This is a genomic window from Alkanindiges hydrocarboniclasticus (assembly GCF_001982605.1).
Lineage (GTDB): Bacteria > Pseudomonadota > Gammaproteobacteria > Pseudomonadales > Moraxellaceae > Alkanindiges > Alkanindiges hydrocarboniclasticus.
Genome location: NZ_MLCN01000029.1, coordinates 114,626 through 140,561 on the forward strand (window position 1 = coordinate 114,626; position 25,936 = coordinate 140,561).

Consider the following 25,936-nt stretch of genomic DNA (forward strand, 5'->3'; position numbering starts at 1 on the left):
AGCCGAGTCTTAAAAAAACAAAAGGCAGCCATTGCCACCTTTTATTGATCAACACAAATCAGCGTTCACGAACTGTCGCCGTTTCACTGGTTTCCCGTTCAATGCGCAAAATCACGCCAATCATCATTAATGACACCACCAGCGCTGTGCCGCCATAGCTGATAAATGGCAGGGTTAGGCCCTTGGTCGGCATCAGACCCATGTTCATGCCGCCATTCACGCATATCTGAATGACAAAAATCACCGAAATGCCATACGCCAGATAGCCAGCACGCAGATGATTATTTTTCAATGCCAGATAGCCAATACGCATACACGATGCCACCATCAGAAATGACAGGGTAAACAAAATGGAAATACCCAAAAAACCCAGTTCTTCGCCCACAATCGCCAGCATAAAGTCGGTGTGTGCTTCCGGCAAATAAGACAGTTTTTGTACACTATGGCCAAGCCCGGTGCCTGTCCATTCACCACGGCCGAAGGCAATTAAACTTTGCTTCAACTGGTAGCCATCGCCCTGCTCATCCGCCCAGGGGTTGGTAAATGACAGCAAGCGCTTAACCCGCCATGGTGAGGCCAGAATTGCAACAGCCACGGCACCCACTGCGGTCAGCAGCATGGCTCCAAATTGCTTGGGCGGCGCACCGGCCAGAAAGAACACCGCCATCATGCTGCCTACAATCACCACCGACGCGCCAAGGTCTGGTTCCAGCATAATCAGCAGCAACACACTACCCATGGGAATGAGTAGACGCAGCAAGCCTTTGAGGCTAAAACGGATTTCATCGGAACGGCGTACTACATAATCGGCAATAAACAGCACCATGACAAACTTGGCAAATTCCGAGGGCTGGAAGGTAAAGCCCGGCAAGGTAATCCAGCGCTTGGAGCCGTTGACTTCCGGCAGCATCAGTACCACGGTCAACAAACCCAGTGCCATCAGCCATAGCAGAATGGTATTTTTAAACCAGTAGCGCAGTGGAATGAAATACGTGGTGGTGAGTGCAATGGCGCCCAGTACCAGATAAATCATGTGGCGCTTGATGAAATACAACGGCTGGTCGTTAATGTAATCCCCATAAGGCATAGAGGCCGAGGCAATCATCACTGTGCCCAGACACAGCAGGCTGATAACAGTAAATACCAGCAGGCGCTTGGCAGTAACTTCATCCATTAGGGCCGGGGTAGCAAAAGCAAACTTGTTGTTTTGCCACCACTGGCGTAAGGCAAGTCTCATGGTTAAATCCTATAACAAGGCAGCTTATTGGGTGGTATCAACCAGTTGCTGAACACAGTGAACAAACTGCTCGCCCCGATCCTGATAATTTAAAAACATGTCAAAACTGGCACAGGCTGGCGACAGCAATACGGCATCACCCGGCTGGGCCAGACTGCTGGCAGTTTCTACCGCCTGTTGCAGGCTGGTGACATGAATAACCTGTACTTGCTTGGCAATGGCTTGCTCAATCTGTACAGCATCTTCACCAATTAAGATGGCTGCACGCGCATAACGGCCCAGTGCCGAAGCCAGTGGCTTAAAATCCTGCCCCTTGCCTTCACCGCCCAAAATGACCAAAAGCTTGTGCTGCTGGGCAGCCAGTGGTTCACCCAGTCCTTCAATGGCAGCCAGTGTTGCTCCCACATTGGTGCCTTTGGAATCATTGTAAAAACGCACCTTAGTGCTATTTTGTGCCACAAATTCGCAGCGGTGCGGCAAGCCCTTAAAGGTTTTTAAGGTCTGCAACATGCTTTCAAGCTCTAAACCAATGGATTCACCCAGCGCCAGAGCGGCCAGTGCATTGGCAATATTATGGTTACCCTGAATCGGCATTTCAGCGGCATTCATCAAACGGAAACGGCCTCGGGCCAGCCATGCTGTACCATCACCATCACGCAGTACGCCATACTGGTTCATGTCGGGAGCATTGAGGCCAAAGCTGATGCTGCCGATCTGGTCAGGCACCAGCGGACGGGTTAAACCATCATCACGATTAAAGACAAATTTCTGGCAGTTCTGGAAAATCCGGTGCTTGACCTGATGATAACCCAGCATGTCGCCATGGCGGTCCAGATGGTCTTCGCTCATGTTCAGGATCACAGCCACGGCTGCCGACAGGCTGGAAGTGGTTTCCAGCTGAAAACTGGACAGCTCCAGCACAATCAGCTCCGGGTTATCCTTCAGCAGATCCAGTGCCGGCGTGCCCAGATTGCCACCCACCGCCACATGCTTGCCAGCCTGCTTGGCCATTTCACCCACCAGTGTCGTAACCGTGCTTTTGGCATTGGAACCGGTAATGGCCACAATCGGTGCATCGGTGGCACGACGCAATAACTGGATATCACCAATAATTTTGGCACCGTGTTGCTGGGCTTCCAGCAGTTCCGGCATTTTGGGATCAAGGCCGGGGCTTAAAATAATTTCTTCGGCCTTGTTCAGCAGATCAGTATCCAGCCCACCCAGTGAGCACTCCACCCCGGACGGCACATCCGCCAGACCCGGCGGTTCCATGCGGGTATCTGTGACTGCAACCGGATAGCCAAGCCCAATCAGGTGCCGGACTACCGACACGCCTGTTTTACCCAAACCTGCCACGACTCGTAGCCCACCGCGCTGAATCAGCATGTTCTACCCTCTTGAACGACGAATACTGTAAAGGGGAAAATGGTATCATTCCCGGCAGGCTTTGAGGGGGTTTAAACTATAAAACAGCAAAGATTTTTTGTGTGATAGATCTGAGAAAAATCCACACTGATAGAAATGATTTTATTGACTGGCTTTGGTCTTTTGCCGTAACCACTTATTTAACGGCGTGGAATAAAACCGGGCAATAACCAAGGCCAAAATCACGGTTCCGGCTAAAAATACCAGCAGCAATAGCAGTTTTTGATTACCTATGGCGGTTGCAGGGGGTACAGCCACCTTAATCAGTCCCAGAATCACCAGATGAAATAAATACAGCTCATAGCTATAACGACCAAGGGTACTGATGGTTGTTTTTATTAAGCCACGTTTTAATACGTCGGACTGTATTACTGCCTGTGCTGGCAGGCTGGTTTTCGCTTGCAGGCCACCCAGAATTAAAATGGCGGTTCCGCAGGCCATTAGCGTTATGCCCAGTGTACTGGTTTCCTTAATTGGGGCATATAAATAAAATAGGGTCATGCCAGCAATGGTCAGTGCCTGTACCATCCGGCGCTGAAAAAAGTCCAGATTGATCCGGTTTGCCAGTAAAGCAGTGGCGCAACCAATGGCAATCCCATCGAAACTGGCCAGATAACCATACAGGTAAGCGCCACTGTCTTCGCCAAAATGCAGCCAGCGATATACCGGGGCCGCCAGCATAAAAAATCCCAGAAATAGTGCAAACTGGCGTGATGTCTTAAGGCTTAGGCAGGCCAAGGGAAAAACCAGATAAAAAACTTCCTCCACTGACAAAGACCACAGCACACCCAGCGCATAATTAACCCAGCCATACTGAATAATCAGCTGGTTCATCCAGAAAGTTAAAGCGGCCAGATTGGTTATGGCCGTAGATACGACCATGCCCTCAGGGGCCTGATTGATAAATGGCTTTAGGCCAAGCAACCCTAAACTATTGACAATCAACAGCAGTAATAACAGGCATGGCACAATTCGCGCAACCCGTGACCAGTAAAAGGTGCGGACATTTAGATGATTTAAAGAATGCCAGCGGCCAAGGCTATGCGAGGTAATTAAAAAACCGGAGATCACAAAAAACATCGTGACGCCATAATTGCCATTACGTGCAATGGCCGTAATCAGGCTTTGCCCGCCGATGTCGACGGAAAGCAAGGTATCGTGCAGCTTGTAGGGAATATTAAAATGGTGCAGCAATACCAGCACAATAGAAATGCCGCGTAAGACATCAATTCGGGCGTTACGCTGTAGCAGGGTGTTATTTGATTCATCCATGCATGGCTCAGCTTATAGGAAGAATGTAATAAAGTTCTTTCAAAAATATATGGTTTCGACAAGCTCAACCACCGTAGCCTGAGCTTGTCGAAGGCAAAGGGATGACTTATGAAAGAAATCTAATGTGTCGAGGCTTTAAAAATTCTTTTGATATAAATCTCTTACATTATTAAGTCTTTTAATTGTCCAAAAATTGCCTGTTTAACGCCATTGGACTGGCTGCTCTTTCGTGTCATTGGGTTTAGTCGTTTCTGTGGCACAAGCAGTTTTTGAGCTATCAGCCTTGGAACTATCGACGCTACAGTCCGAACAACCGGCAGAACAGCCACTTTGTGCAGCCTTTGGCATCAGCCAGCCACTTAACCGAACAAAGCGTTTATTGGCAAGCCACACTGCCAGTGCCTGCTGCCACTTAAAGCTGGTTTTGGGCATAAAGCGCCGCAGCACCACATAGCAGCTCCATAGCAATAGCCCGGCAATAATCAGGTATTGCACCAGATTTTGTATCAAACCCTGCATGACATCAGCCATGATCTACTCCAAGCCTGCTGCGATGTAAGTGGGGCTTCAAAGCGCTTTAACCTTATACCAGAACTGATGACCAAGTCAGTTCTAAGTGAATCCTGCGCATGGTCACCAGTGCATGCTTAAGCATTGCTAGCCCTAACCACTTAGCCCCAATAATAGTGCGCCACCTGATAGGTCACCAATGAAGCCAGATATGCCAGTCCAAATAAATAAATGGTCATAATGGCCACATAGCGCCATGAGCCGGTTTCACGTTTTACTGTTGCCAGTGTGGCCAGACATTGTGGGGCAAAAATGAACCACACCAGCAAGGCCAGGCCCGTTGCCAGCCCCCAGCCCTGCTCGCCGGTAATGTACTGCCCCAGTCCCTGTGCAATGGCATCTTCATCGCCAGACATGGCATAGACCGTTCCCAGTGCAGCCACCACCACCTCACGCGCGGCCATGGCTGGAATCAGGGCAATGCAGATTTCCCAGGTAAAGCCCAGCGGGGCAAAAATGGGCTGGATGAAATGCCCCAGACGGCCAGCCAGACTGTAGTCAATGGCAGGCATGGTGGCATCCACCGGCGGCTGCGGAAACGTACACAGAAACCATAAGATAACGGTCAGGGCAAAAATAATTCCACCCACCCGCTTTAGGAAAATCATGCCGCGCTCATACACACCCAGCAGCACATTGCGAAAATCGGGAATCCGGTAGGTAGGCAACTCCATAATCAGCGCATGTTCGCTTTTGTCACGTCGCAGCAGCTTGATGACATAAGACACCAGCAGCGCACTGACAATCCCGGCAAAGTACAGGGCAAACAGCACCAGCCCTTGCAGGTTAAACAGCCCCCACACTTGCTGCGCCGGAATAAAAGCCCCAATCAGCAATGCATACACCGGCAGGCGAGCCGAACAGGTCATCAGCGGCGCTACCATGATGGTGGTCAGGCGGTCACGCGGGTCATTAATGGTCCGGGTGGCCATAATGCCCGGAATGGCACAGGCAAAACTGGACAACAATGGAATAAAGGCACGCCCACTCAAACCTGCCTTAAACATCAGCTTGTCCAGCAAAAAAGCCGCACGTGGCAGGTAGCCAGTTTCTTCCAGCACCAGAATAAAAAAGAACAAAATCAGAATTTGCGGCAGGAACACCACCACGCCGCCTGCGCCAGCAATAATGCCATCGACCACCAGACTGCGCAGTAAGTCATTGCTGATATAAGGCCCGGCCACTTCGGACAGCCAGCCAAAACCCGCCTCAATCCCATCCATAAACGGTGCAGCCCAGGCAAATACCGCCTGAAACACCACAAACATCAATATGGCCAATGACAGCAAACCCAGCACCGGGTGCAAAAACAGCCGGTCCAGCATTTCAGTGCGGCGGTCACGAAAATCCGGAATAACAACAGCCGATGCCAGAATCCGGTTGGCTTCGGCATGACGATCCAGTTGTTTTAATGGGGTGGCAGGCTTAAAGTCAGCCTGTTCCAGTGTCTGTAATAAGTCGCTGATCCCGCTGGACTTCACAGCCACGGTTTCCACCACAGGCACTCCCATTTCCTGCGCCAGCTTCTGGCTATCAATCTGGATGCCGCGCCGTTTGGCTTCATCCATCATGTTAAGCACCAGCAGCATGGGTCGGCCCAACTGGCGAATTTCCAGCGCAAACCCCAGATGCAGCCGCAAGTTGGTGGCATCCACCACACACACCAGCAGGTCGGGCACTTTTTCACTGGCCAGTTCACCCAGACACACTGCACGGGTAATGGCTTCATCCGGGCTGGTAGCTTCCAGACTATAGGCACCGGGCAAATCCAGAATCCGTACCTGCCGGCCCGAAGGCAGCTTTAAAAAACCTTCCTTGCGTTCAACAGTAACCCCGGCATAGTTGGCCACTTTTTGCCGCGCGCCAGTGAGGTGGTTAAACAAAGAGGTTTTGCCACAGTTGGGATTGCCCACCAGTGCAATATTATTAATCTGGAGTGCATTTTCAGCGGATGTCATACGGTCTACTACACTCATGCCCTGATCTCAACCTGAATACGATCTGCTTCAGTACGGCGCAGGGCAAAGCGGGTAAAGCCAATTTGTACCAGTACCGGATCGCGGCCAAACAGGCCCAGTGCCAGCACCGTCACCTGTTCACCGGGAATAAAACCCAGCGTTTGCAAGCGCTGGCCAATCGGGTCGGCCTGCGTGGTTGAGGTGGAATCCTGCAATGGTGTTGCTGTGGCAGGCATTACTGCGCTGGTAACGGCAGTAATCGTGGCCTGCTGATGCCGTTTAAGCTGAGAAAGTCGCACCATGATCTTCCAAAAGTTAGATTTTCAAAAAATCAGTAATTCAAAATTCAGTTGTCCTGAGTGTCGGCTGGGCGGCATGCCATTAAAGCCTGCTGGCACCATAAACCGGATCATCAGGAGAAGCCTGCTCAAAATGAGAATAATTACTAATCGTTAAGTGTAATCGCTTACAACTTCAAATCCTACGAAAAAAACGACTTTGTTTACAAAATCAGCTTTGGTCAGTGAACTTCTTAAGTTTTGTTTAATGGCCTCGTTGATGGATTTACAGTGTCCCATACTGTTCTCTATATAGCATCGCCGCCACAGGACAGATTATAGTAGGCCATCTGCTTTCACTGGTCTGCTGATATGCCAGCTTCAACCCCTGCCCCCGTCCACGCTGCAACCCGCAAGGCCACAGCACGTAAAAGCGTAGCCAAGGTCCCTCGCCTGCCCACACCAGTCAAGCTACCGGAGCATGCGCCATGGCTACAGCAGTTTCGTGAATACCTGATTGGTCAGGCAGTCAGCCCGCATACCCGTAATGCCTACCTGTCTGACCTGTGTCAGGCACAGGATTTTATTGATACGGACTTGCCAGCGTGGAGCAAGCAGCAGGTCAGCGAATACCTGCTGTTTTTGCATCAGCAGCAAAAAAGCCCGCGCTCCATTTCGCGTGCCTTATCAGCCTTGCGCCAGTTTTTCAAGCACCAGCGTGAACTGGGGCTACGCGAAGACAACCCCACCCAAGACCAGAAAAACCCGCAGCAGGGCCGTCCGTTACCCAAGGATTTAAGTCAGGCTGATGTTGAAGCCTTGCTGGATGCACCGGATATTAATACCCCGATTGGCCTGCGTGACCGCGCCATGCTGGAAGTGCTGTATGCCTGTGGACTGCGCGTTACCGAGCTGATTGGCCTGCCACTGGATGCCTTAAACCTGCGCGCCGGTTTTTTGCGGGTCAAGGGTAAAGGCAACAAGGAACGGCTGGTGCCCCTTGGTGATATTGCTGTGGAATGGCTGGAAAAATATATTCAGCAGGGCCGTTCTGCCTTGTCGGCCCAGCAGCATGACGGCGTATTCTTAAGCTCGCGTGGTGGCCTGATGACCCGGCAAAATTTCTGGCACAGTATCAAGCGCTATGCCCTGCAAGCCAATATTCAAACCGAACTATCGCCCCATACCCTGCGCCATGCCTTTGCCACCCATTTGCTTAATCATGGTGCTGACCTGCGGGCGGTGCAAATGTTGCTGGGCCACAGTGACCTGTCCACTACCCAAATTTATACCCATGTGGCACGCGCCCGCTTGCAGGAACTGCATCACCAGCATCATCCACGCGGTTAAGCCGTCCTCACAACGCATATCGGCATATTTGCTCACAGAAAAATCCATCCGGTGATGATGCAAAATCAAGCGCAAAAAGCGGTTTTTTGGTATGCTGTGGCTCTTTGCCCCAGCTTGCCTCAGCCTCTATCAGGCTGATTGCATCGCAATTTATAAATGTATTTATACAAATCAGTTTAAGGATTCATTATGCGGTTTGTCTTAACGTCAATGGCGGCGGTGATACTGGGTTTTAGCCTGTCCGGCTGCTCCAATGCGGACACCTCAGCACCCGATAATTCCATGACCGCAACCACACCGGCTGCCGGTGAAGCCATGGACATTACCGAGCGCAATGCCAACAACCGCTTCAAGGAAACCTTAAGCAAAAACCTGAAAACCTCCGGGATTAATGCCAAGGTAACCCATATTCGTCGTACCGAATTACCCAATATGTACTGGGTGAGCCTGGAAGGCTTGCCCTCGGTTTATGCTACCGCTGATGGCAAGTATATTTTTCAGGGCGATGTCGTGCGTCTGGACAAAAATAATGTGCATAACATTAGTGAAGAACTGCAATCTGGCGATACCAAGGCACTACTGGCCAGCGTGAAGCAGCCGGACACCATCACCTACAAGCCCAGCGGCAATACCCGTGCGGTGGTATATGTCTTTACCGATGCCAGCTGTCCTTACTGCCACAAGCTGCATGAAGAAATGGACAACATTAATGCCAAAGGTATTGAAGTGCGTTACCTGGCCTGGCCGCGTGCCGAGCAGTTTGTGCCGGGCATGGTAGCAATCTGGTGTAGCGAAGACCGTGCAGCGGCCTTTAATACCGCCATCAAGAGCTTGCCGGTTAATGCACCGCAATGCAAAAACCCGGTCATGGAGCATCACAGTCTGGGCCAGCAAATTGGTGTGAATGGCACACCTGCCATTTATAGCATTGATGGCAAATATCTGGGCGGTTACATGACTGCCAACGAACTGGCAAAACGTCTGGGCCTGTAATCTGGCTTAAACATAAAACAGCAAGACAAGAGCAGGCCCATGGTGGCCTGTTTTTTTAGGCCAAATTTGAAATTTCCGCAATGAACTGGTCAGCAAATACCAAATTTTGACTGGTGAAACCAGCAGTTTTTGGCTATGATTTGTGCCTTTATTTTTAGTTGTTTGGAGTGTGACGGTGAAACCAGTCCGACTGGCGATTTTAGGCTTAGGCACCGTAGGTGGCGGCGCCTTAAAGCTATTACAAGAAAACGCAGCAGAAATTGCGCGTCGTACCGGTCGTGATATTCAAATTACCCATGTGGGTACACGTCGCCCACGCCCCGATTTAAACCTTGACGGCATTGCACAAAGCAACGACCTGCTATCCATTGTACGTCAGGATAATGTTGATATTGTCATTGAAGTCATTGGTGGCACTTCTCAGGCGCATGATGTGGTGCTTGAAGCCATTCGCCATGGCAAGCATGTGGTAACGGCCAATAAGGCATTGCTGGCTGAGCATGGCAATGAACTGTTCAGGGAAGCCGAGCAGCACAATGTCCAAATTGCCTTTGAAGCTGCAGTTGCCGGTGGGATTCCTATTATCAAGGTCATGCGCGAAGGTCTGGCAGCCAATAAAATTGAATGGCTGGCGGGTATCATTAACGGCACAGGTAATTTTATCCTGACCGAAATGCGCGACAAAGGCCGCGCTTTTGCTGATGTGCTGAAGGAAGCGCAAGAGCTGGGCTATGCCGAAGCCGATCCCACCTTTGATGTTGAAGGCATTGATGCCGCGCACAAGCTGACCCTGCTGGCGTCCATTGCGTTTGGTATTCCACTGCAATTTGAAAAGGTATATACCGAAGGCATTAGCAAGCTTACCGCGCAGGATGTCAACTACGCAGAAGAACTGGGCTATCGTATCAAGCATCTGGGCGTGGCACGCCGTCTGGCGCATGGCATTGAATTACGTGTGCATCCCACCCTGATTCCGGAAAGCCGTTTAATCGCCAATGTCAATGGTGTTAAAAACGCCGTACTGGTTCAGTCCAATGCTGTTGGCCCTACCCTGTATTATGGCGCGGGTGCCGGTGCTGGCCCGACAGCTTCTGCCGTGGTCGCTGATGTGCTGGATCTGGTCCGCTTTATCAGTACCCAGAACAATGCCAGCTATGTGCCCCATTTGGCGTTTCAACCGGATGCACTGGCCGACACGCCCATTCTGGCCGCTGACCAGATGACCACAGCCTATTATTTGCGACTGGATGCCGAAGACCATCCGGGTGTACTGGCCGAAGTCACCAGCATTTTAAGCCGTGCCGGCATTAATATTGATGCCATCCTGCAAAAACCGGCACAGGATCAGGGCCGTGTTCCGGTAATTCTGCTGACCCAGCCAGTACTGGAAGCCAAGATGAATGATGCCATTGCCCAGATTGAACAGCTGGCAGCCATTTGTGCACCTGTGGTTCGGATTCGTCTGGAAACACTCGATAGCTAAGTGCATCGATGGTTAAAAGACTGAACTGTTAGAAAACTGGATTATTAATTGTTAACGCTTTGCTGTTTAGCCTGTGCTGGCAGCGACCACAGCCTGTAGTTAGCCTTATTTAGGCTACTAAAATATTGGAATACTACTATGTCAAATGCCACTCGCTACACTGGCTTAATTGATCGTTACCGTGATCGCCTGCCTGTCTCGGCTACCACGCGCGCCATTTCTTTAGGTGAAGGCAATACACCACTGATTAAACTTGAAAACATTCCTGCCTTAATTGGTAAGGATGTTGAAATTTATGTCAAGTATGAAGGCCTGAACCCTACCGGTTCGTTCAAAGACCGTGGCATGACCATGGCCGTAACCAAAGCCGTTGAAGATGGCAGCAAGGCCATTATCTGTGCCTCTACCGGCAACACTTCTGCGGCGGCAGCGGCTTATGCAGCACGTGCAGGCATCAAGGCCTTTGTTTTAATTCCTGAAGGCAAAATTGCCATGGGCAAAATGGCTCAGGCCATGATGTATGGTGCCATTACCCTGCAAATCCGTGGCAACTTTGATGCCGGGATGCAACTGGTGAAGGAAGTTGCCGATCAAGCTCCGGTTACGATTGTAAACTCCATCAACCCATATCGCTTGCAAGGCCAGAAAACCGCAGCCTTTGAAGTGGTTGAAGCACTGGGCCGTGCGCCAGATTTCCACTGCCTGCCCGTTGGTAACGCAGGTAACATTACTGCACACTGGATGGGTTATACCGAACATGCGGTTGATCCACTGCATTATGCCAGCAACCGGGCGGTATATGATCCATCCACTGATGCGTTTAGCGGCATGGCTGCGGTACAGTCACGCCCCAAAATGGTTGGCTATCAGGCGGCCGGTTCTGCGCCATTCCTGCGTGGTGGCCCGGTGGCTGACCCGGAAACTTTGGCCACTGCCATTCGTATTGGTAATCCGCAAAGCTGGAAACATGCGCATGCCGTGATGAAAGAATCTGGCGGCTGGTTTGATGAATTGCAGGATCAGGAAATTCTGGAAGCCCAGCGCATGCTGGCCATGTACGAAGGTATTTTCTGCGAGCCAGCTTCGGCAGCCTCATTGGGCGGTGCCATGCGTGACATCAAGGCAGGCAAGATTCCCGAAGGTTCTGTGGTGGTGTGTACCTTAACCGGTAACGGCCTGAAAGATCCCGATACTGCCATCCAGCAGTGCTCTGATGCCGTCATGCTGGGCATTGATGCAACACTGGAACAGGTTAAAGCTGGTATTTTGTCCAATATGGATTAATGCAGCGAGTATGAAAAGCCCCTGACTGTTCAGGGGCTTTTTTTTAGCCTTTCTTAATCAGGTACTACCATCACCGCCCATCCTGTTCCAGAAATATTTGCTTTGTAGTAAACACTGCATTCAGTACGCGGGGAAAACCCACATAAGGAATGCAATGCAGCATGACTTCAACAATCTTATTTGCTGCAATACCAATATTTAATGCAGCATGAATATGCACCTTGAGCTGGTTTTCACATCCTCCCAAACTCAGCAAGCTGGCCAGGGTCAGCACTTCACGTTCCTGCAATGACAAACCCTCACGGCAGTAAATATCACCAAACGCAAATTCAATAATATACTTGCCCAGATCCGGGGCAATGTCACTAAGTGCCTCGATGACTGCTGCACCGGCCTCGCCGTCAATCCGGGTTAATTTTTCCAGCCCTGCCTGATAGCGCATGCTGTTGTCCACGCCTGATTGGGCGATGCTTGAGCTGTTTATGGTTGGCTTGTTCATATTGGCTACCTTCGGTATAAACTCATAAGTAACCAGCATGCTAAATGTTAGAGTTTACTCGAGGTCAAGCCAGTCTGATGGCCTTTTGGAGATATTAATAATGTACAGCATCAAATTATTTGCCAGTAAAACTGGCTTAAGTACCTATACCTTAAGATTTTATGAAAAACTACAATTGCTCGATCCGCATCGGCAGGCCAACGGGCACCGTTATTACACGGAACAAGACCTAAGCTGGGTTCATTTTATTATGCCGCTCAAGGATAAAAACATGCCCCTTAAAACCATTCAGCATTATGCAGCGCTACGCCAACAGGGCAATACAACGCTTGCACGGCGTCTGGACATCCTGCTTAACCATCAGCACACAATTGAACAGCAACTTGAGGCGCTACAAGGTAATTGACAGCACTTACATGAAAAAATAGAAATTTATCATCATAGCCTGCGCTGTTATGAACCGTTATAACCACAAAAAAACTGCTATAAAAAAGGCCAGCAGCTTGTCGCTACCGGCCTTTTTATTTCATAACATTTGACTTGGCTATATTAGTTATAACGGCTAAATGCCCCGCTTAACCAGCTAAAAATACGCTTGGCATCATTGGTACGGCCAGCGCTGGTGTTGGCACCCAGCAATACCACGACAGTAGGCCGCTGGTTGATACTGGCCTGCATAACCACACAACGGCCAGCTTCATTGATATAACCGGTTTTGGACAAGCCAATATTCCAGTTGCCTTCACGCACCAGTGAATTGGTATTGTTGGAGCGCAATACCCGGGTTGGCAGGTTAAAATCATAGTGCGGCGTGGTGGTAAACTGGCGAATCAGGCCATACTGATAAGCCGTGCGCACCAGAATGCCCAGATCCTTGGCAGAGGCCACATTACGGGCATCAAGGCCGGTTGGATCACCAAACCAGGTTGATGTCATGCCCAGATCACGCGCTTTTTTATTCATCGCGGCCATAAAGGCAGTTTTGCCGCCCGGATAGGTTCGCGCGAGTGCCGCAGCGGCCGGGTTTTCAGACTTCATTAACGCCAGCAGCAGTACTTCAGCGCGGTTCATTTCATCACCAGCACGCAAGGTGGAGCTTGCTCGCTTAGGCCCAATAAAGTCTTCAGGCTGCAATACAATACGCTGTGCCATGTCCAGTCGGGCATCAGCCGTAACCACTGCAGTCATCAGCTTGGAAATGGACGCAATCGGCAATACCTTGTCCATGTTTTTGCTATACAGCACTTCACCAGTCTGGGCATCCAGTACCAGCGCTGCTGCGGCACTCACTTCAGGCTGGCCCTGTAGCTTGTTAACAATTTGTGTACCCAGTTGACGAACAGGTTCTTTAACCCGCTCTACCACTGTTGATAAATTACCGGAACGCCCCGGCAACTGACGGACATCAACTGCAATTTCACTACTGTCACGGTCTTCATGCATTAGCCGGCTGGCATCATCGGCAGACCATGACATTTGCCCGCTGCCCTGTGCTACTGTGACTTGGGTCGACTCATAAACCGCAGCGTGCGCCACACTGGACATTCCCAGAGACAGGCTCATGACACTTGCGGCTAGCGACAGATATGCCAAGCCAGTTAACCGCCACGTTGGCTGCTGTTTTGAACGAATGTGTTTTGATTTGGCCATAAAATACGCTTCCTGCAACAATGCCAAACAGGTCATGTTTGAGTAATGCCTACCCAATGACCATGCAATGACATAAAATTCGAGCTAGAATACAAGAATGGCGAAATTCCCATCTACTTGGCAAGCGCTTTTCGCTGCTATTAACAAAAAACTTTGCAGTTTTGTAAAGGAGGGTACAGTTTGATTAAAGTTCTGGTGGTAGATGATCACGAGCTGGTGCGTACCGGCATTTGCCGGATGCTGGCTGATACCGTAGATATTGAGGTTATCGGACAGGCCGAGTCCGGGGAAATGGCCATTGATATGGCACGGCGCGAAAATCCGGACGTGGTGCTACTGGACGTCAACATGCCCGGTATTGGTGGGGTAGAAACCACCCGCCGCCTGATTCAAAGTGTGCCCACCATCAAGGTTTTGGCGGTGAGCGGTCTGGCTGAAGAGCCTTATCCCTCCCTATTGCTCAAGGCTGGTGCCAAGGGGTATATCACCAAAGGCGCGCCACTCTCCGAAATGGTGCGGGCCATCAAGAAAGTGATGCAGGGCGGCAAATACTTTAGTGCCGACATTGCCGAGCAAATTGCCAGCAGCTATTTATCCGACCAGCAGCAATCCCCGTTTGACCTGTTATCCGAGCGCGAAATGCAGGTCGCCATGATGGTGGTCAACTGCATTAGTGCGCAGGAAATTGCCGACCGGCTGTTTGTTAGTGTCAAAACCGTAAACACCTATCGCTATCGGATTTTTGAAAAACTGGATGTCGATAGCGATGTCAAGCTCACCCATCTGGCCATTCGTTATGGTTTAATTAAACCCTAGTTTTTCCAGTGGCTTAAGCTTTTTTCCGTCGCCTAACCAAAACGCGGCATAACCAGTTCAACTTTCATGTCTTATAAGTTTCCTCAGGGAAGAGGTCAATGTTTAAAATAAAACGCCTGTTTTCTGCGGTTCAACAGCCCTACGACTCCAATATTTTGTATCGTCTGGTGCTCATCTATTCCGGTTACCGGCTGGCATTGTCATTTTTCCTGATTGCGCTGTTTTTAATCACCTTAAATAATCCGGTGGTGGGTGGCAGCGCCCCGTATTTGTACTTAAATGCACTGGCAGGTTATGCCTTTGTTACCCTGATGTCCTATGTGTCACTCCGGCACTGGCCCTATCAGCTGGATAACCAGATTACCTTTATGCTGGTGGTGGATGTGTGCGCGCTCACCCTGATGCTATACGCCAATGGTGGCCCCAGCTTGCAAATGTCCATGCTATACATGGTGGTGGTGATGGCCGCCAATATCCTGCTCCCAGCAGTGCGGGCGCTGATGATTGCACTGTTTGCCGCCATTACTGTTATTTATCAGCAGTTTTTTTATAGTCTGGCGCAAGATGCCGATATCCGTGGTATTAGTGGCGCTGCCCTGCTGGCATCCAGCTTTATTGGCATTTCACTGTTTGGCCAACTCATTACCCAGCGCTTAAGGCTGGTTGAGCGGCTGGCGCATGAGCGGTCACGCGAAATTAACCAGCTACAGGCCATTAACCAGCAGATTGTGGAACAAATTGAAACCGGGCTGCTGGTACTGGATGAAAACCATAATATTTTGCTCATTAACAAGGCGGCACAACAACTGGCGTTTTCCTTGAGCCTGCCCATTGCCGACATGATGAACCAGCCGCTGGGCCGGATTAACTCGCAACTGGGAGAATACATCCAGCAAGGGCTGGATCAGCAGCAGTATGAATTTTTACTTAAGCCACAAGGCAAAAATCAGGACCTGAATATTCAGCTTACCCGGCTCAACCATGATGATAAAAGCAGTCATGTTCTGGTCATCATGCAAAGCCTGCAACGCCTGAACCAGCAGGTACAACAGCTGAAACTGGCATCGCTGGGCCAGCTGACAGCCAGTATCGCGCATGAAATCCGCAACCCGCTGGCAGCCATTAGCCAAGCCAGTGAGCTGATGGCAGAAAGCAAACTGGATGATACCGATCAGGAACTGCTGGCCATGATCCAGCGCCAGACCCGCAGATTGGATCTGATTATTGAAAACATCCTGCAAATGTCACGCCGCAAGCCGGTAAGCCCGCAAAAAATCCCGCTAGGCCAGTGGATTGCAGAGATGATTAATGACAATGTGCCGCAGCTTAAACCATATATCCAGATTCAGGTGCAGGATTGTTTAAGCGTATGGTTTGACCCCTTACAACTGCAACATATTCTGGTTAATCTGTTGCAAAATGCCGTGCATCACAGCAAGAAACTACATGAACAACCCGTCATCCGGCTGCTGGCCAGCCATAATGAACAGCAGCACGTAGTACTGGATGTCATGGATTCCGGTCCCGGCCTGAGTGCCAGTGCGATTAAAACCCTGTTCGAACCATTTTTTACCACCGAACCTAACGGCACTGGTCTTGGCCTGTATTTATCAAAAGCATTTTGTGAGGCCAACGATGCTCAGTTATTATATGTGCCACAAACCCGGGGCGCCTGCTTCCGGATTGTGTTTCGTTCTCCCACCAAGTCATGTTAGGCTTGGCCTGTATTTACTCCTGTCATGAAGGACCATGCACTTGAACCGCCCACTGGCTCTTATTGTTGATGACGAAGAAGATTTACGCGTACTGATGCGCATGACGCTCAAACGCATGAATATTGACTGCTATGTGGCAGACAGCCTGCAACAGGCCCATCAGCTGCTAAAAAAGTCCAAGTTTGACGTCTGCCTGACCGACCTTAACCTGCCGGACGGTAGTGGCCTGCAACTGGTGCAAACCATCAGCCAGCACTACCCGCAGCTTCCGGTGGCTGTCATTACCGCCTATGGCAGCATGGATATTGCCATTGATGCCCTAAAAGCCGGTGCTTTTGACTTTGTCAGCAAGCCAATTGAAATGCCACGCCTGAAAAGCCTGATCGAACAGGCGCTTAAAGTGAATACACAGGAACAGCTGGTTAGTCAGGGGATTGAAGACCAGAAGCTGCTGGGTAAATCACCGGTGATGCAGCAGCTTAAAGCCACGCTGCACAAGCTGGCCCGCTCACAAGCCCCGGTGTATATCAGTGGTGAATCCGGTACGGGCAAGGAAGTGGCCGCACGGCTGATTCATTTGCTGGGGCCACGCAACAATGGCCCGTTTATTCCGGTCAACTGCGGGGCCATACCCAGCGAACTGATGGAAAGCGAATTTTTTGGCCATAAGAAAGGCAGCTTTACCGGGGCAACCGAAGACAAGGTTGGCCTGTTTCAGTCGGCGCAGGGCGGCACGCTGTTTCTGGATGAAGTGGCTGATTTGCCGCTGTCCATGCAGGTTAAGCTGTTACGTGCCATCCAGGAAAAAAAGATTCGTCCAATTGGCACCCAGCAGGAAATCAGCGTGGATATCCGCCTGCTGAGTGCAACCCATAAAAACCTGCAACAGCTGGTACAGCAAGGCATGTTCCGGCAGGATTTGTACTATCGCATTCATGTGATTGAAGTCAACATGCCACCGCTGCGTGAGCGTGGCTCGGATATTTTGCTACTGGCCAACAATTTTATTGAAAAAATCTGTCAGGAATGGGGTATTACCCAGCCGGTTTTATCCAAAGCTGCCCAGCAGGCACTGATGCAATACAACTTTCCGGGTAACGTACGTGAATTGCACAATGTGCTGGAGCGTGCGCTAACCTTAAGTGATGGACAGGAAATCCAGCCGGATTCCCTGCAATTGCCGGGTTTTGGTAGCAGCCAGCCGCCAATTTTGTCGACCCAGCAACTGGTACCGGAACCACCGTGCCTGACAGATGCCGTACCGTCAAACAAAACGGATAGCAAACTGGACAGCAAGGGGCTGCCTAGCGAAGGTCTGGAAAGCTATCTGGAAGACATTGAAAAGCAACTCATTTTGCAGGCACTGGAAAGCTCTTACTGGAACCGCACGGTTGCGGCCAAAAAGCTGGGCATGACCTTTCGCTCATTACGCTACCGGCTGAAGAAGTTTGGGCTGGATAGCGACACTGATGACGAGGATGAAGGCAGATAAGCGAAGCATTGCTTCGTCTGCCCGCAAGGCCTTGCGACATATATGTCTCATATGCCTAAAGTGGGCAGATAAAAAGCCGCTACGCCTTGCAACATAGATGCCTCATTCGCCTGTTCGCAAGACGCAAGACGCAACGTTATGCCTTGAGTGGAACAGGTAAATGGAGCATTGTCGGTTGCACTATCAAGGATTATGCCAAAATTTTCTACCAGAAAAAAACCAGCATTATGGCTGGTTTTTTTATTGATGTAGTTAATCCACCATTGCTTTAAGGTAACTGATAATACTTGCGCAGCAGGCCAATGCTACTATCCAGCGTATTGTCGATCTGATTGGCAAACGGCTGATCCTTAATCAGGATATCCGGCTGAATGCCCTTGCCTTCAATTAAACGACCCTTTGGTGTGTAGTAGCGTGCAACAGTTAGCTTAATGGCGTAACCGTCAGCAATGGGCCACAGCTTTTGCACTGAGCCTTTGCCATAACTGGTTTCGCCAATCACTACGGCACGCTGATGATCCTGAAAGGCACCAGCCAGCACTTCTGCCGCAGAGGCTGAATAATGGTTAACCAATATGCCCACAGGCAATTGTGCATAGCGGGCAGGAGGCAATGCCTGATAGCGCTGTTCCGGCTCACCACGGCCCTTGGTATACACAATCAAACCCTGATTCAAAAACAGGTTAGCCACTTCGACGGCAGCAGACAGCAAACCGCCCGGATTATCGCGCAAGTCCAGTAACACGGCCTGAAGTGGTGCTGTTTTCTGGTAAGTTTCAATGGCCTGGTTAATCTGGCTGGCAGTCTGGCTTTGAAAGGCACTGACTTTAAGCACCAATATTCCATTGGGTTGTGCAATGACCTTGACTGCATTGTCTTCCGGGGTCGCACGAATCACCCGCACAGTGTGGCTGTGTTTGCCCTGCTCGGCCACACTCAGTTCCACTGTGGTTCCCACTGCACCGCGCAGCAGTTGCTCAATATCGTGCTGGCTTAAATTACGGGTACTTTTGCCGTCAATCCGGTATAGCAGCATGCCTTCCTGTAAACCCGCACGTGCTGCAGGTGAGCCTGAATCCACCTGATCAATTTGCCAGTTGGCATCAGCACCGCTCAGCGGACGTATGGTAAGACCCGTTTGTGCCACCTCTCCTTCAGTAAAATCCAGCAGGGCTTCATAAGTCTTGGCATCCAGATAATCCGAGTACGGGTCCAGCTTGGATAACAGGCCATGCAATGCATTTTCAAACAGCTCGTTGTCGTCTACCGGCTCAACATAGTTGGCTTTGACCTTTTCATAAATGCTGACAAAGCGCCGAATCGCATCAACCGGCACGTCATCATAACTCGGCACACTCGCCGGGCCAGACTGGCCTGCATTCGGCATGTCATCAAGTGGCATATCATCAAAACCACCCGGCTGGTCCAGTTCAGGCGCATCCCCCAGTGCATTTGCTACCGATTTTTCTACCAGTTTTGCAGCAGGAGCCGGTGCAGCATGCAGCACTGCACTGCATGCCAGCAACAAGCCACTGGCCAGCCAGTTTTTTTTCATATTAAACGGCTGCCTGAGTTGGATTTGCTTGCAGGTTGATCAGATTACGGCCTGTCATATCACTGGGCACTGGTATCTGCATCAGGTTGAGCAACGTGGGTGCCACATCTGCCAATACACCACCTGCCTCAATACTGGCACTGGTTGGACCAACATAAATCAACGGCACATACTCGGTGGTGTGCTGGGTATGCACCTGTCCGCTATCATAGTCCATCATTTGTTCAACGTTGCCATGGTCTGCGGTGATCAGCATATGGCCACCCTGCGCCATCACTGCCTCATACACCCGGCCAATACACTGGTCCAGCGCTTCCACAGCACTTACGGCCGCACTAAATATGCCGGTATGGCCGACCATGTCACCATTGGCATAGTTGACTACCAGCACATCAAACTCACCAGAATGAATGGCATTAACCAGCTCATCAGTGACTTCAAATGCACTCATTTCCGGCTTTAAGTCGTAAGTGGCCACACTGGGAGATTTGATTAAAATGCGTTTTTCCCCGTCAAATGGCTCTTCACGGCCACCACTAAAGAAAAAAGTCACATGCGCATATTTTTCAGTTTCTGCAATGCGTAACTGGGTTTTGCCCACGCTGGCCAGATATTCACCCAGTGAGTTTTTCAGGTCTTCTGGCAAATAGGCCACAGCCGCAGGAATGGTTTTGGCATAACGGGTTAGCATGACAAAGCTGGCCAGTGCTGGACGTTGCAGGCGCTTAAAACCACTAAACTCCTCTTCCACAAAAGCACGGGTAATTTCGCGGGCACGGTCGGCACGGAAATTCATAAAGACAATACTGTCGCCATCCTTGATAATAGCTGCCTCACCAATAGTCGTGGCTTTAACAAACTCATCGGTTTCATCATGGGCATAGGCCTGCGCCAGTCCGTCCTGTGCGGTGACGGCATGACGGGCTGCTACGCCTTCAGTGAGCAGGCGGTAAGCTTGCTCTACCCGATCCCAGCGCTCATCGCGATCCATGGCAAAGTAACGGCCAATCAGGCTGGCAATTTTAATTTGTGCCGCATTTTTACTGTTTTCTACAGCCACCTTGGCTTCAAAGTCGGCAATGTATTTTTCGGCACTTTTGGGGGGTGTATCGCGGCCATCCAGAAAGGCATGCACCAGCACATTCACGCCACGATGGGCTGCAAGCTGGCTCATGGCCACAATATGATCAATGTGCGCATGTACACCGCCATCAGACAGCAAGCCCAGTATATGCAGGCTACCGCCCGTGGCTTTGGCTTTTTCAACCGCATCAATCAGCACGGCATGCTCAAAAAACTGCCCTTCACGGATTTCCTTGGTGATCTTGGTGGAATCCTGATACAGCACGCGCCCGGCACCCAGATTCATGTGGCCCACTTCACTGTTACCAAACTGGCCTTCCGGCAAGCCAACGTCTTCACCCGAACCAGAAATCAGCCCATGCGGATGTCTGGCCTTGATGGCATCAAAATTGGGGGTATTGGCTGCAAGGTAGGCATTGTCCTTGAGTTCTTCCCGATGACCGATGCCATCCAGAATAACCAATACATGAGGCGTTTTACGAGGTGTCGCAGCAGTCATACGCGCAGGCTCTTATCGACTTAAATTTGAATGATGCAAATTTTAACCAAAAGTTGCGGTCTGCACTATGTTAAAACCGTATCAATCACCGATTTTTCAACCTGTTTTAGCTGTTTTAACGTCCTGTCTGCCTTAATCAGACCACTGGTACTATTTTCTGTCCGGTTAATGCATTTTGCTCAGCATTTACTGCTGTACTTTGTCCAGTAGCCGTATCCTGCTGTAACTGCTGCTGCGCCTGTTGTTCAAGCGTCAGGTTTTGTTCTAGCCGGGAAAACATCCCTGACAGGTTCTTGCGCGCCCATGCATTAAAAGGCTGCTCAATCCATGCAGGCAAATTCATTCCCAGCAGGTTGGACTCCATCAGCTCACGGGTAGAAGCCACGCGAGTACCCATGACATAATCAAACCAGGGCCGGGTAACACACCAGTTGGCATCCTGATTGCTATTCATGTGGTGGTCATAATGCCAGGGAATGCGCTTTTTGGCCCAGTCAGGCTCCAGATGCGCCCGGCGGTGCACATAAAAATACTTGCCGGCACAGTACCAGAATGAGAGTGCCATCCCTTTTGAAAACGGGTACGCCATGGCACTGGTCGTACTGGCCACAATCACCAGCGACAACAGCTCCAGCCGGGTGCGTTCATTTTTCAGGCCTTCCACATAACCATCATCAGCAAACTGTTGCTTGCGCACAAAGCGATGGTGTGTCCAGTGGCTGTTCATGCTGGCTGGGCTAGGACTAAAACGCGTTTTGCCCTTACGGTGAACCCCATGCAAAATATACTTGTGAGCGACCCACTCAAAAGCATTGGAGATCATGACCCCTGCAATAAATCCTCGAATCATTGCCTGTTTATCCTATCTAATTTTTCTTGATTTTGCCGTTATTTTTCGGCTAAATCTTGACGACAGCTTCCCCTTTATTGACAAAACACGACAGGGCTGTAATAGGGTGACTGCACGGTGGCTTCATATGAGTGACAGCAAAAAGGACAGCATGCATGGCATTTGGATTTAATCAGGAATCGGTTAATGGTGGCCTGGCCATGCTGGTTCAGCATTTCTGCACACAGCAGGGCTTGCCCATTCCGCTGGAGTGTTTTCAGTATCAGGGCACGCAACGCATTCCTTTTAGCATCTGGCAGCAGATTCTGCATCAGGTCGATGAACAGTACCAGCAGCCAGCCGTGGGCCTACAGATTGCCCGCCTGATTGAACCTGCCCATATTGGTATTATGGGTTATCTGGGCTTATCGTGCCAGAATCTGGGGGAAGCCCTACAGCGTTTTGAGCACTATCACCGGCTGGCCTACGACTGCAATGACATGCACATTGACATCCATAATCAGCTGGTAGAAATTCGCTGGGGCATTAGTGCCGGCAAACCGGGACAACTGGTCGATGAAACTGCCATTGGTTTATTTAAGAATATTGCCGAGCAGCTTATTCACCCTGCGCCACTCACCTTAAGTCAGGTGGAATTTGTAAATCCGCAGCCAGCCCATCCGCGGATTTATGAACAATATTTTGGCTGTCCGGTTACTTTTAATGCGGTACAAACCCGGATTAGTTTCCCGGTCAATCTGCTGGCTGCGCCGGTTAATCGCGCTGACCAGACCCTGCAACAGCTACTTGAAAATCAGGCTGCTGCCCTGTTGCATGAACTACCAGAACATGATGATTTTGACCAGCAGTTACAGCAATATATGACACAGGCGGTGCAGCAAGGCAGCATTTGTATTGAGGACATTGCCCAGCGCATGGGGCTTTCCACACGTGGGTTGCAACGGCAACTGGTCAAGCGTAGTTACAGCTTTCAGCTACGACTGGCACAAGTGCGTGAAACACTGGCCAAACAATACTTACTTGACCCAAAACTAAGCCTGATTGATATTGCCCTGTTGCTGGCCTACTCCGAGCAAAGTGCCTTTCAGCGCGCCTTTAAGCAATGGACTGGACAAACCCCTTACCAGTGGCGCAGCAGCCAGCATGGCTAGCCTCAGGTGTAAATTGCAGGGATAAAAAAACTGCCAGCCCAGTAATACCTGAGTGGCAGTTTTTTTTACCGCAGGCGTAATTAATCTACACGCTGCCAGGTCTGGTTGCGGCCCAGCAGGGACACACCTAAATAACCACGCAGGTTAAATACTTTGCCATCATTAGACAATGTGCCTTTCAGCTTGTAGGTTTTACCGGTTTTCGGATCCAGAATACTACCGTAATCATAGCTGTTTTTAACACCATTGACCGGCTTTAGGCCATGCACAATTGTCAAGCCAACCACTGGTCTATTCTTCAGGCTACCACTACAATTGGCGCAGACTTTCGTTGCATCCTTGTCGACCAGATTCTGTACTGTACCGGCCAACGCACCATTTTGCTCACTAAACTTGACAATAGCACGCGGCTTGCCGGTTTTATCGTCAATCGTTTTCCAGGTAGTACCATTAAGCTGATCAGCAGCAAAGCCTGCCGCACTAACTGCCATCATGAATGACATCAAAATAAAACGACGCATCGCAACATCCCTTTTGTATATTAATCGACCTTTATAATAATCCGTTTATAAATTGCTTCAATATGATTATGTGACTATACAGTTTTTCAATGTAAAGTATTTCTTCACATTTTCTTCAATTAAATCATTAGACTTGCCTTGTGGAGTATGACATGGCCTTACCCGAACACTTTAAGCGTTATGCCATTGAAAGAATCCTGAAATTAACCTGCAAGATTCCAAGTCAGTATCATCTTCCAGTACCTGTATTGCGCCAGAGCATGACACTTGCCAGCAAGAGTTTTCCGGTACGCGCAGAGGTAGATATTAACCCGGTTAAACTGGGTAGCTGCAATGCAGAACAGCATGTGCTGTATACCAATGGCCTGTCCAAAAAAGTGGTATTGCATATTCATGGCGGCGTGTTTTTTCTGGGCGGCCCCGACACCCATCGTGCCCTTGCCAGCCAGATTGCGGCACAAACTGGCGCTAGCGTATATGTACTGGACTATCCGCTATCCCCTGAGCATATTTATCCAACCGCGGTAAATGCCATTAAGGATGCCTACATGGCACTTATTCAGGCAGGCCATGATGCCAAGGATATTATAATTTCCGGTGATTCCTGTGGCGGTAATCTGGCCCTGGCAACCGTCATTGCCCTGCGTGAGGCCAAAATCATTCTGCCTTCTGCCCTGATCCTGATGTCACCTTTTCTGGACTTGACCTTAAGTGGTGAATCCATGCAACTCAACAAAAAACTGGATGCCATGCTCAACCGTGAACTGCTGGCACAGGGTAGCCAGTATTATGTGGGTGATTACCCGCTGGATCATCCGCTGGTTTCCCCCTTGTTTGCCGACCTGTCCGGTTTGCCACCCACACTGATACAAGTGGGCAGCAAGGAAATTCTGCTGGATGATGCCAACCGGTTCAAGGCGCTGGCCGATGCAGCGGGCAATCATATCGAACTCAACATTTATCCCGGCATGTGGCATGTATTCCAGATGTTTAGCCCTTGGGTTAGCATGGCAGAACAATCCATTCTTGAACTGCGTGACTTTATGCAACGGTATGCCTAAATAATCCGATAGCTACTTCAGCCAGCGCATCTGCTGGCTTTTTTTATTAAATGGTGATCTATTGCCCTAAAAATAATTGATACAGTTTTTCTAAACCGCTGGTAATTCAGGCTACACTAGCCTACATAACAATATTTTCCGGTTAAAGAACAAGATAATGGCTGACCTTAACGATTATTACTGGTTTGCACTGGTGGTAAACCATAACGGATTTAGTGCCACAGAACGTGCCACCGATATTCCAAAATCAAAACTCAGCCGTCGTGTACAACAACTGGAGCAAGACCTTGGGGTACGCCTGATCCAGCGTACCAGCAGACAATTTGCAGTGACCGATATCGGCATGAGTGTCTATCGCCACGCACAGGCCATGCTAATGGAAGCACAGGCCGCCGAGGATGTAATCAACCATTTACGGGCAGAACCCCGTGGTGTCGTGCGGGTCAGTGTGCCAGTTAGCATTGCAGAGCAGGAAATTGTACAAATCCTGCCAAAGTTTTTAAAGCGCTATCCCGATGTTAAAGTTCAACTGATTATCAGCAATCGTCGCGTTGACATTATTAATGAAGGCATTGATGTTGCGTTACGGGTCAGAAACCAGCTGGATGAAGATGCTTCCTTTATTATCCGGCGCTTTGGACAGATCAATCACCGCCTGATTGCCTCTCCCAATTATTTAAACCAGCATGGCCGTCCTGAATATCCCGACCAGTTGACAGAACATACCACACTGAGCATGAGCGAAGATGAGGTAAACCAGTACTGGGTGCTGGAAGACCAGAATGGACAGGCACAACGAATTAAGATTCAGCCCACTGTCATGGGTTCAAACTTTGGAATGCTGACCTGTTTTACCGAACAGGGCATGGGCATTGCCCTACTGCCAGAAACCATGTGTGCCCAGCAGGTCAGGGCAGGTAAGCTGGAAGTTGTGCTTCCGGGCTGGCAACTGGCGCAAGGAACCTTTCATGCAGTTTACCCCTCACGGCGGGGTTTGTTACCGGCGGTACGGGTATTTATTGATTATCTGGTTGAGGAGTTGCCGGAACTGGTTGCAGCGAACCAGCTGTAATATTTTACTTCCCATCAAGCAACCTACAAGGGAACCATCATTTGGTGGTTCCCTTCTTTTTTGGAATGAAGCACAGGATATTTTCAGGGATAAAGAAACCCCCATCAGATTAACTGATGGGG

Annotated in this window: 24 protein-coding genes; 12 read left to right on the forward strand and 12 right to left on the reverse strand. The window is 50.0% G+C overall.

The window, feature by feature from the left end:
• Window positions 1-58 precede the first annotated feature (58 nt).
• From ftsW to BKE30_RS11575, 6 genes are all read right to left on the reverse strand, one after another.
• On the reverse strand, window positions 59-1,237 hold the full coding sequence (gene ftsW, locus BKE30_RS11550) for a putative lipid II flippase FtsW (RefSeq protein ID WP_076878741.1): 1,179 nt from the start codon (window positions 1,235-1,237) through the stop codon (window positions 59-61).
• A gap of 24 nt (window positions 1,238-1,261) precedes the next feature.
• Window positions 1,262-2,623, reverse strand: a complete 1,362-nt coding sequence (murD, locus tag BKE30_RS11555) for a UDP-N-acetylmuramoyl-L-alanine--D-glutamate ligase (RefSeq protein WP_076878742.1) — start codon at window positions 2,621-2,623, stop codon at window positions 1,262-1,264.
• Window positions 2,624-2,764: 141 nt separating this feature from the next.
• Entirely contained in the window at window positions 2,765-3,934 is a 1,170-nt protein-coding gene (locus tag BKE30_RS11560; RefSeq protein WP_076878743.1) for an acyltransferase family protein, read from the reverse strand.
• A gap of 201 nt (window positions 3,935-4,135) precedes the next feature.
• A complete protein-coding gene (locus BKE30_RS11565; protein ID WP_083698552.1) occupies window positions 4,136-4,465 on the reverse strand; it encodes a DUF6587 family protein in 330 nt (109 codons plus the stop codon).
• Window positions 4,466-4,605: 140 nt separating this feature from the next.
• Window positions 4,606-6,462 (reverse strand): ferrous iron transporter B, encoded by a 1,857-nt coding sequence (gene feoB / locus BKE30_RS11570; protein ID WP_076878763.1) that lies wholly within the window; start codon window positions 6,460-6,462, stop codon window positions 4,606-4,608.
• Between the two features lie 14 nt (window positions 6,463-6,476).
• Window positions 6,477-6,761: a FeoA family protein gene (locus BKE30_RS11575; protein ID WP_076878764.1), complete on the reverse strand. Its 285-nt coding sequence runs from the start codon at window positions 6,759-6,761 to the stop codon at window positions 6,477-6,479.
• A 351-nt stretch (window positions 6,762-7,112) separates the two neighbouring features.
• Here BKE30_RS11575 and xerD point away from each other — a divergent pair, with 351 nt between their 5' ends.
• The 4 genes from xerD to thrC all read left to right on the forward strand — a co-directional run bounded on the left by xerD (window position 7,113) and on the right by thrC (window position 11,850).
• Window positions 7,113-8,090, forward strand: coding sequence for a site-specific tyrosine recombinase XerD (xerD, locus tag BKE30_RS11580; protein ID WP_083698553.1), 978 nt, complete (start codon window positions 7,113-7,115; stop codon window positions 8,088-8,090).
• A gap of 189 nt (window positions 8,091-8,279) precedes the next feature.
• Window positions 8,280-9,083, forward strand: a complete 804-nt coding sequence (locus BKE30_RS11585) for a DsbC family protein (RefSeq protein ID WP_076878744.1) — start codon at window positions 8,280-8,282, stop codon at window positions 9,081-9,083.
• 175 nt (window positions 9,084-9,258) lie between these two features.
• Window positions 9,259-10,566 carry a homoserine dehydrogenase gene (locus tag BKE30_RS11590; RefSeq protein WP_076878745.1) on the forward strand — a complete coding sequence of 436 codons (1,308 nt, stop codon included), beginning with the start codon at window positions 9,259-9,261 and terminating at the stop codon, window positions 10,564-10,566.
• 138 nt (window positions 10,567-10,704) lie between these two features.
• Complete coding sequence (gene thrC / locus BKE30_RS11595) at window positions 10,705-11,850, forward strand: threonine synthase (protein WP_076878746.1); 1,146 nt, start codon at window positions 10,705-10,707, stop codon at window positions 11,848-11,850.
• A 70-nt stretch (window positions 11,851-11,920) separates the two neighbouring features.
• Here the strand turns inward: thrC and BKE30_RS11600 are convergent, their stop codons facing one another.
• Window positions 11,921-12,349, reverse strand: a complete 429-nt coding sequence (locus BKE30_RS11600) for a carboxymuconolactone decarboxylase family protein (protein ID WP_227518395.1) — start codon at window positions 12,347-12,349, stop codon at window positions 11,921-11,923.
• A gap of 100 nt (window positions 12,350-12,449) precedes the next feature.
• Between BKE30_RS11600 and BKE30_RS11605 the strand changes: the two genes are divergently transcribed.
• Window positions 12,450-12,755, forward strand: coding sequence for a MerR family transcriptional regulator (locus BKE30_RS11605; protein ID WP_198938076.1), 306 nt, complete (start codon window positions 12,450-12,452; stop codon window positions 12,753-12,755).
• A 143-nt stretch (window positions 12,756-12,898) separates the two neighbouring features.
• Here BKE30_RS11605 and BKE30_RS11610 read toward each other — a convergent pair whose 3' ends face one another.
• Window positions 12,899-13,894 carry a serine hydrolase gene (locus BKE30_RS11610; protein ID WP_227518397.1) on the reverse strand — a complete coding sequence of 332 codons (996 nt, stop codon included), beginning with the start codon at window positions 13,892-13,894 and terminating at the stop codon, window positions 12,899-12,901.
• A 285-nt stretch (window positions 13,895-14,179) separates the two neighbouring features.
• Between BKE30_RS11610 and gacA the strand changes: the two genes are divergently transcribed.
• From gacA to BKE30_RS15875, 4 genes are all read left to right on the forward strand, one after another.
• Window positions 14,180-14,815: a response regulator transcription factor GacA gene (gene gacA, locus BKE30_RS11615; protein ID WP_076878747.1), complete on the forward strand. Its 636-nt coding sequence runs from the start codon at window positions 14,180-14,182 to the stop codon at window positions 14,813-14,815.
• Window positions 14,816-14,913: 98 nt separating this feature from the next.
• A complete protein-coding gene (locus tag BKE30_RS11620; protein ID WP_076878748.1) occupies window positions 14,914-16,530 on the forward strand; it encodes a two-component system sensor histidine kinase NtrB in 1,617 nt (538 codons plus the stop codon).
• 34 nt (window positions 16,531-16,564) lie between these two features.
• Window positions 16,565-18,022: a sigma-54-dependent transcriptional regulator gene (locus BKE30_RS11625; protein ID WP_076878749.1), complete on the forward strand. Its 1,458-nt coding sequence runs from the start codon at window positions 16,565-16,567 to the stop codon at window positions 18,020-18,022.
• A gap of 86 nt (window positions 18,023-18,108) precedes the next feature.
• Window positions 18,109-18,294, forward strand: a complete 186-nt coding sequence (locus BKE30_RS15875; protein ID WP_143253715.1) for a hypothetical protein — start codon at window positions 18,109-18,111, stop codon at window positions 18,292-18,294.
• On the opposite strand, the gene BKE30_RS11630 is transcribed toward BKE30_RS15875, so the two are convergent.
• From BKE30_RS11630 to BKE30_RS11640, 3 genes are all read right to left on the reverse strand, one after another.
• Window positions 18,291-19,577, reverse strand: coding sequence for a S41 family peptidase (locus BKE30_RS11630; protein WP_076878750.1), 1,287 nt, complete (start codon window positions 19,575-19,577; stop codon window positions 18,291-18,293). The two genes, BKE30_RS15875 and BKE30_RS11630, sit on opposite strands and share 4 nt — an antisense overlap.
• Before the next feature lies 1 nt (window position 19,578).
• Window positions 19,579-21,159, reverse strand: coding sequence for a 2,3-bisphosphoglycerate-independent phosphoglycerate mutase (gene gpmI, locus BKE30_RS11635; RefSeq protein ID WP_076878751.1), 1,581 nt, complete (start codon window positions 21,157-21,159; stop codon window positions 19,579-19,581).
• A 136-nt stretch (window positions 21,160-21,295) separates the two neighbouring features.
• Window positions 21,296-22,009, reverse strand: a complete 714-nt coding sequence (locus BKE30_RS11640; protein WP_406564682.1) for a hypothetical protein — start codon at window positions 22,007-22,009, stop codon at window positions 21,296-21,298.
• A 155-nt stretch (window positions 22,010-22,164) separates the two neighbouring features.
• Here BKE30_RS11640 and BKE30_RS11645 point away from each other — a divergent pair, with 155 nt between their 5' ends.
• Entirely contained in the window at window positions 22,165-23,160 is a 996-nt protein-coding gene (locus tag BKE30_RS11645; protein WP_076878752.1) for an AraC family transcriptional regulator, read from the forward strand.
• An 80-nt stretch (window positions 23,161-23,240) separates the two neighbouring features.
• On the opposite strand, the gene BKE30_RS11650 is transcribed toward BKE30_RS11645, so the two are convergent.
• Window positions 23,241-23,681, reverse strand: coding sequence for a DUF2147 domain-containing protein (locus BKE30_RS11650; RefSeq protein WP_076878753.1), 441 nt, complete (start codon window positions 23,679-23,681; stop codon window positions 23,241-23,243).
• A 152-nt stretch (window positions 23,682-23,833) separates the two neighbouring features.
• Between BKE30_RS11650 and BKE30_RS11655 the strand changes: the two genes are divergently transcribed.
• Window positions 23,834-24,742: an alpha/beta hydrolase gene (locus tag BKE30_RS11655; protein WP_076878754.1), complete on the forward strand. Its 909-nt coding sequence runs from the start codon at window positions 23,834-23,836 to the stop codon at window positions 24,740-24,742.
• Window positions 24,743-24,896: 154 nt separating this feature from the next.
• Complete coding sequence (locus BKE30_RS11660; RefSeq protein WP_198938079.1) at window positions 24,897-25,814, forward strand: LysR substrate-binding domain-containing protein; 918 nt, start codon at window positions 24,897-24,899, stop codon at window positions 25,812-25,814.
• The last annotated feature ends 122 nt before the right edge of the window (window positions 25,815-25,936 follow it).

Excerpts from the sequence above, each read along its gene's own strand:
- BKE30_RS11630 (WP_076878750.1), bottom strand. The coding sequence starts at position 19,577 with ATGAAAAAAAACTGGCTGGCCAGTGGCTTGTTGCTGGCATGCAGTGCA.
- BKE30_RS11645 (WP_076878752.1), top strand. The coding sequence starts at position 22,165 with ATGGCATTTGGATTTAATCAGGAATCGGTTAATGGTGGCCTGGCCATG.
- BKE30_RS11625 (WP_076878749.1), top strand. The coding sequence starts at position 16,565 with ATGCACTTGAACCGCCCACTGGCTCTTATTGTTGATGACGAAGAAGAT.
- BKE30_RS11565 (WP_083698552.1), bottom strand. The coding sequence starts at position 4,465 with ATGGCTGATGTCATGCAGGGTTTGATACAAAATCTGGTGCAATACCTG.
- BKE30_RS11640 (WP_406564682.1), bottom strand. The coding sequence starts at position 22,009 with ATGATTCGAGGATTTATTGCAGGGGTCATGATCTCCAATGCTTTTGAG.
- ftsW (WP_076878741.1), bottom strand. The coding sequence starts at position 1,237 with ATGAGACTTGCCTTACGCCAGTGGTGGCAAAACAACAAGTTTGCTTTT.
- BKE30_RS11610 (WP_227518397.1), bottom strand. The coding sequence starts at position 13,894 with ATGTCCAGTGTGGCGCACGCTGCGGTTTATGAGTCGACCCAAGTCACA.
- BKE30_RS11600 (WP_227518395.1), bottom strand. The coding sequence starts at position 12,349 with ATGAACAAGCCAACCATAAACAGCTCAAGCATCGCCCAATCAGGCGTG.
- BKE30_RS11560 (WP_076878743.1), bottom strand. The coding sequence starts at position 3,934 with ATGGATGAATCAAATAACACCCTGCTACAGCGTAACGCCCGAATTGAT.
- BKE30_RS11620 (WP_076878748.1), top strand. The coding sequence starts at position 14,914 with ATGTTTAAAATAAAACGCCTGTTTTCTGCGGTTCAACAGCCCTACGAC.
- xerD (WP_083698553.1), top strand. The coding sequence starts at position 7,113 with ATGCCAGCTTCAACCCCTGCCCCCGTCCACGCTGCAACCCGCAAGGCC.
- BKE30_RS11605 (WP_198938076.1), top strand. The coding sequence starts at position 12,450 with ATGTACAGCATCAAATTATTTGCCAGTAAAACTGGCTTAAGTACCTAT.
- BKE30_RS11650 (WP_076878753.1), bottom strand. The coding sequence starts at position 23,681 with ATGCGTCGTTTTATTTTGATGTCATTCATGATGGCAGTTAGTGCGGCA.
- murD (WP_076878742.1), bottom strand. The coding sequence starts at position 2,623 with ATGCTGATTCAGCGCGGTGGGCTACGAGTCGTGGCAGGTTTGGGTAAA.
- gpmI (WP_076878751.1), bottom strand. The coding sequence starts at position 21,159 with ATGACTGCTGCGACACCTCGTAAAACGCCTCATGTATTGGTTATTCTG.
- feoB (WP_076878763.1), bottom strand. The coding sequence starts at position 6,462 with ATGACATCCGCTGAAAATGCACTCCAGATTAATAATATTGCACTGGTG.
- thrC (WP_076878746.1), top strand. The coding sequence starts at position 10,705 with ATGTCAAATGCCACTCGCTACACTGGCTTAATTGATCGTTACCGTGAT.
- BKE30_RS11585 (WP_076878744.1), top strand. The coding sequence starts at position 8,280 with ATGCGGTTTGTCTTAACGTCAATGGCGGCGGTGATACTGGGTTTTAGC.
- BKE30_RS11655 (WP_076878754.1), top strand. The coding sequence starts at position 23,834 with ATGGCCTTACCCGAACACTTTAAGCGTTATGCCATTGAAAGAATCCTG.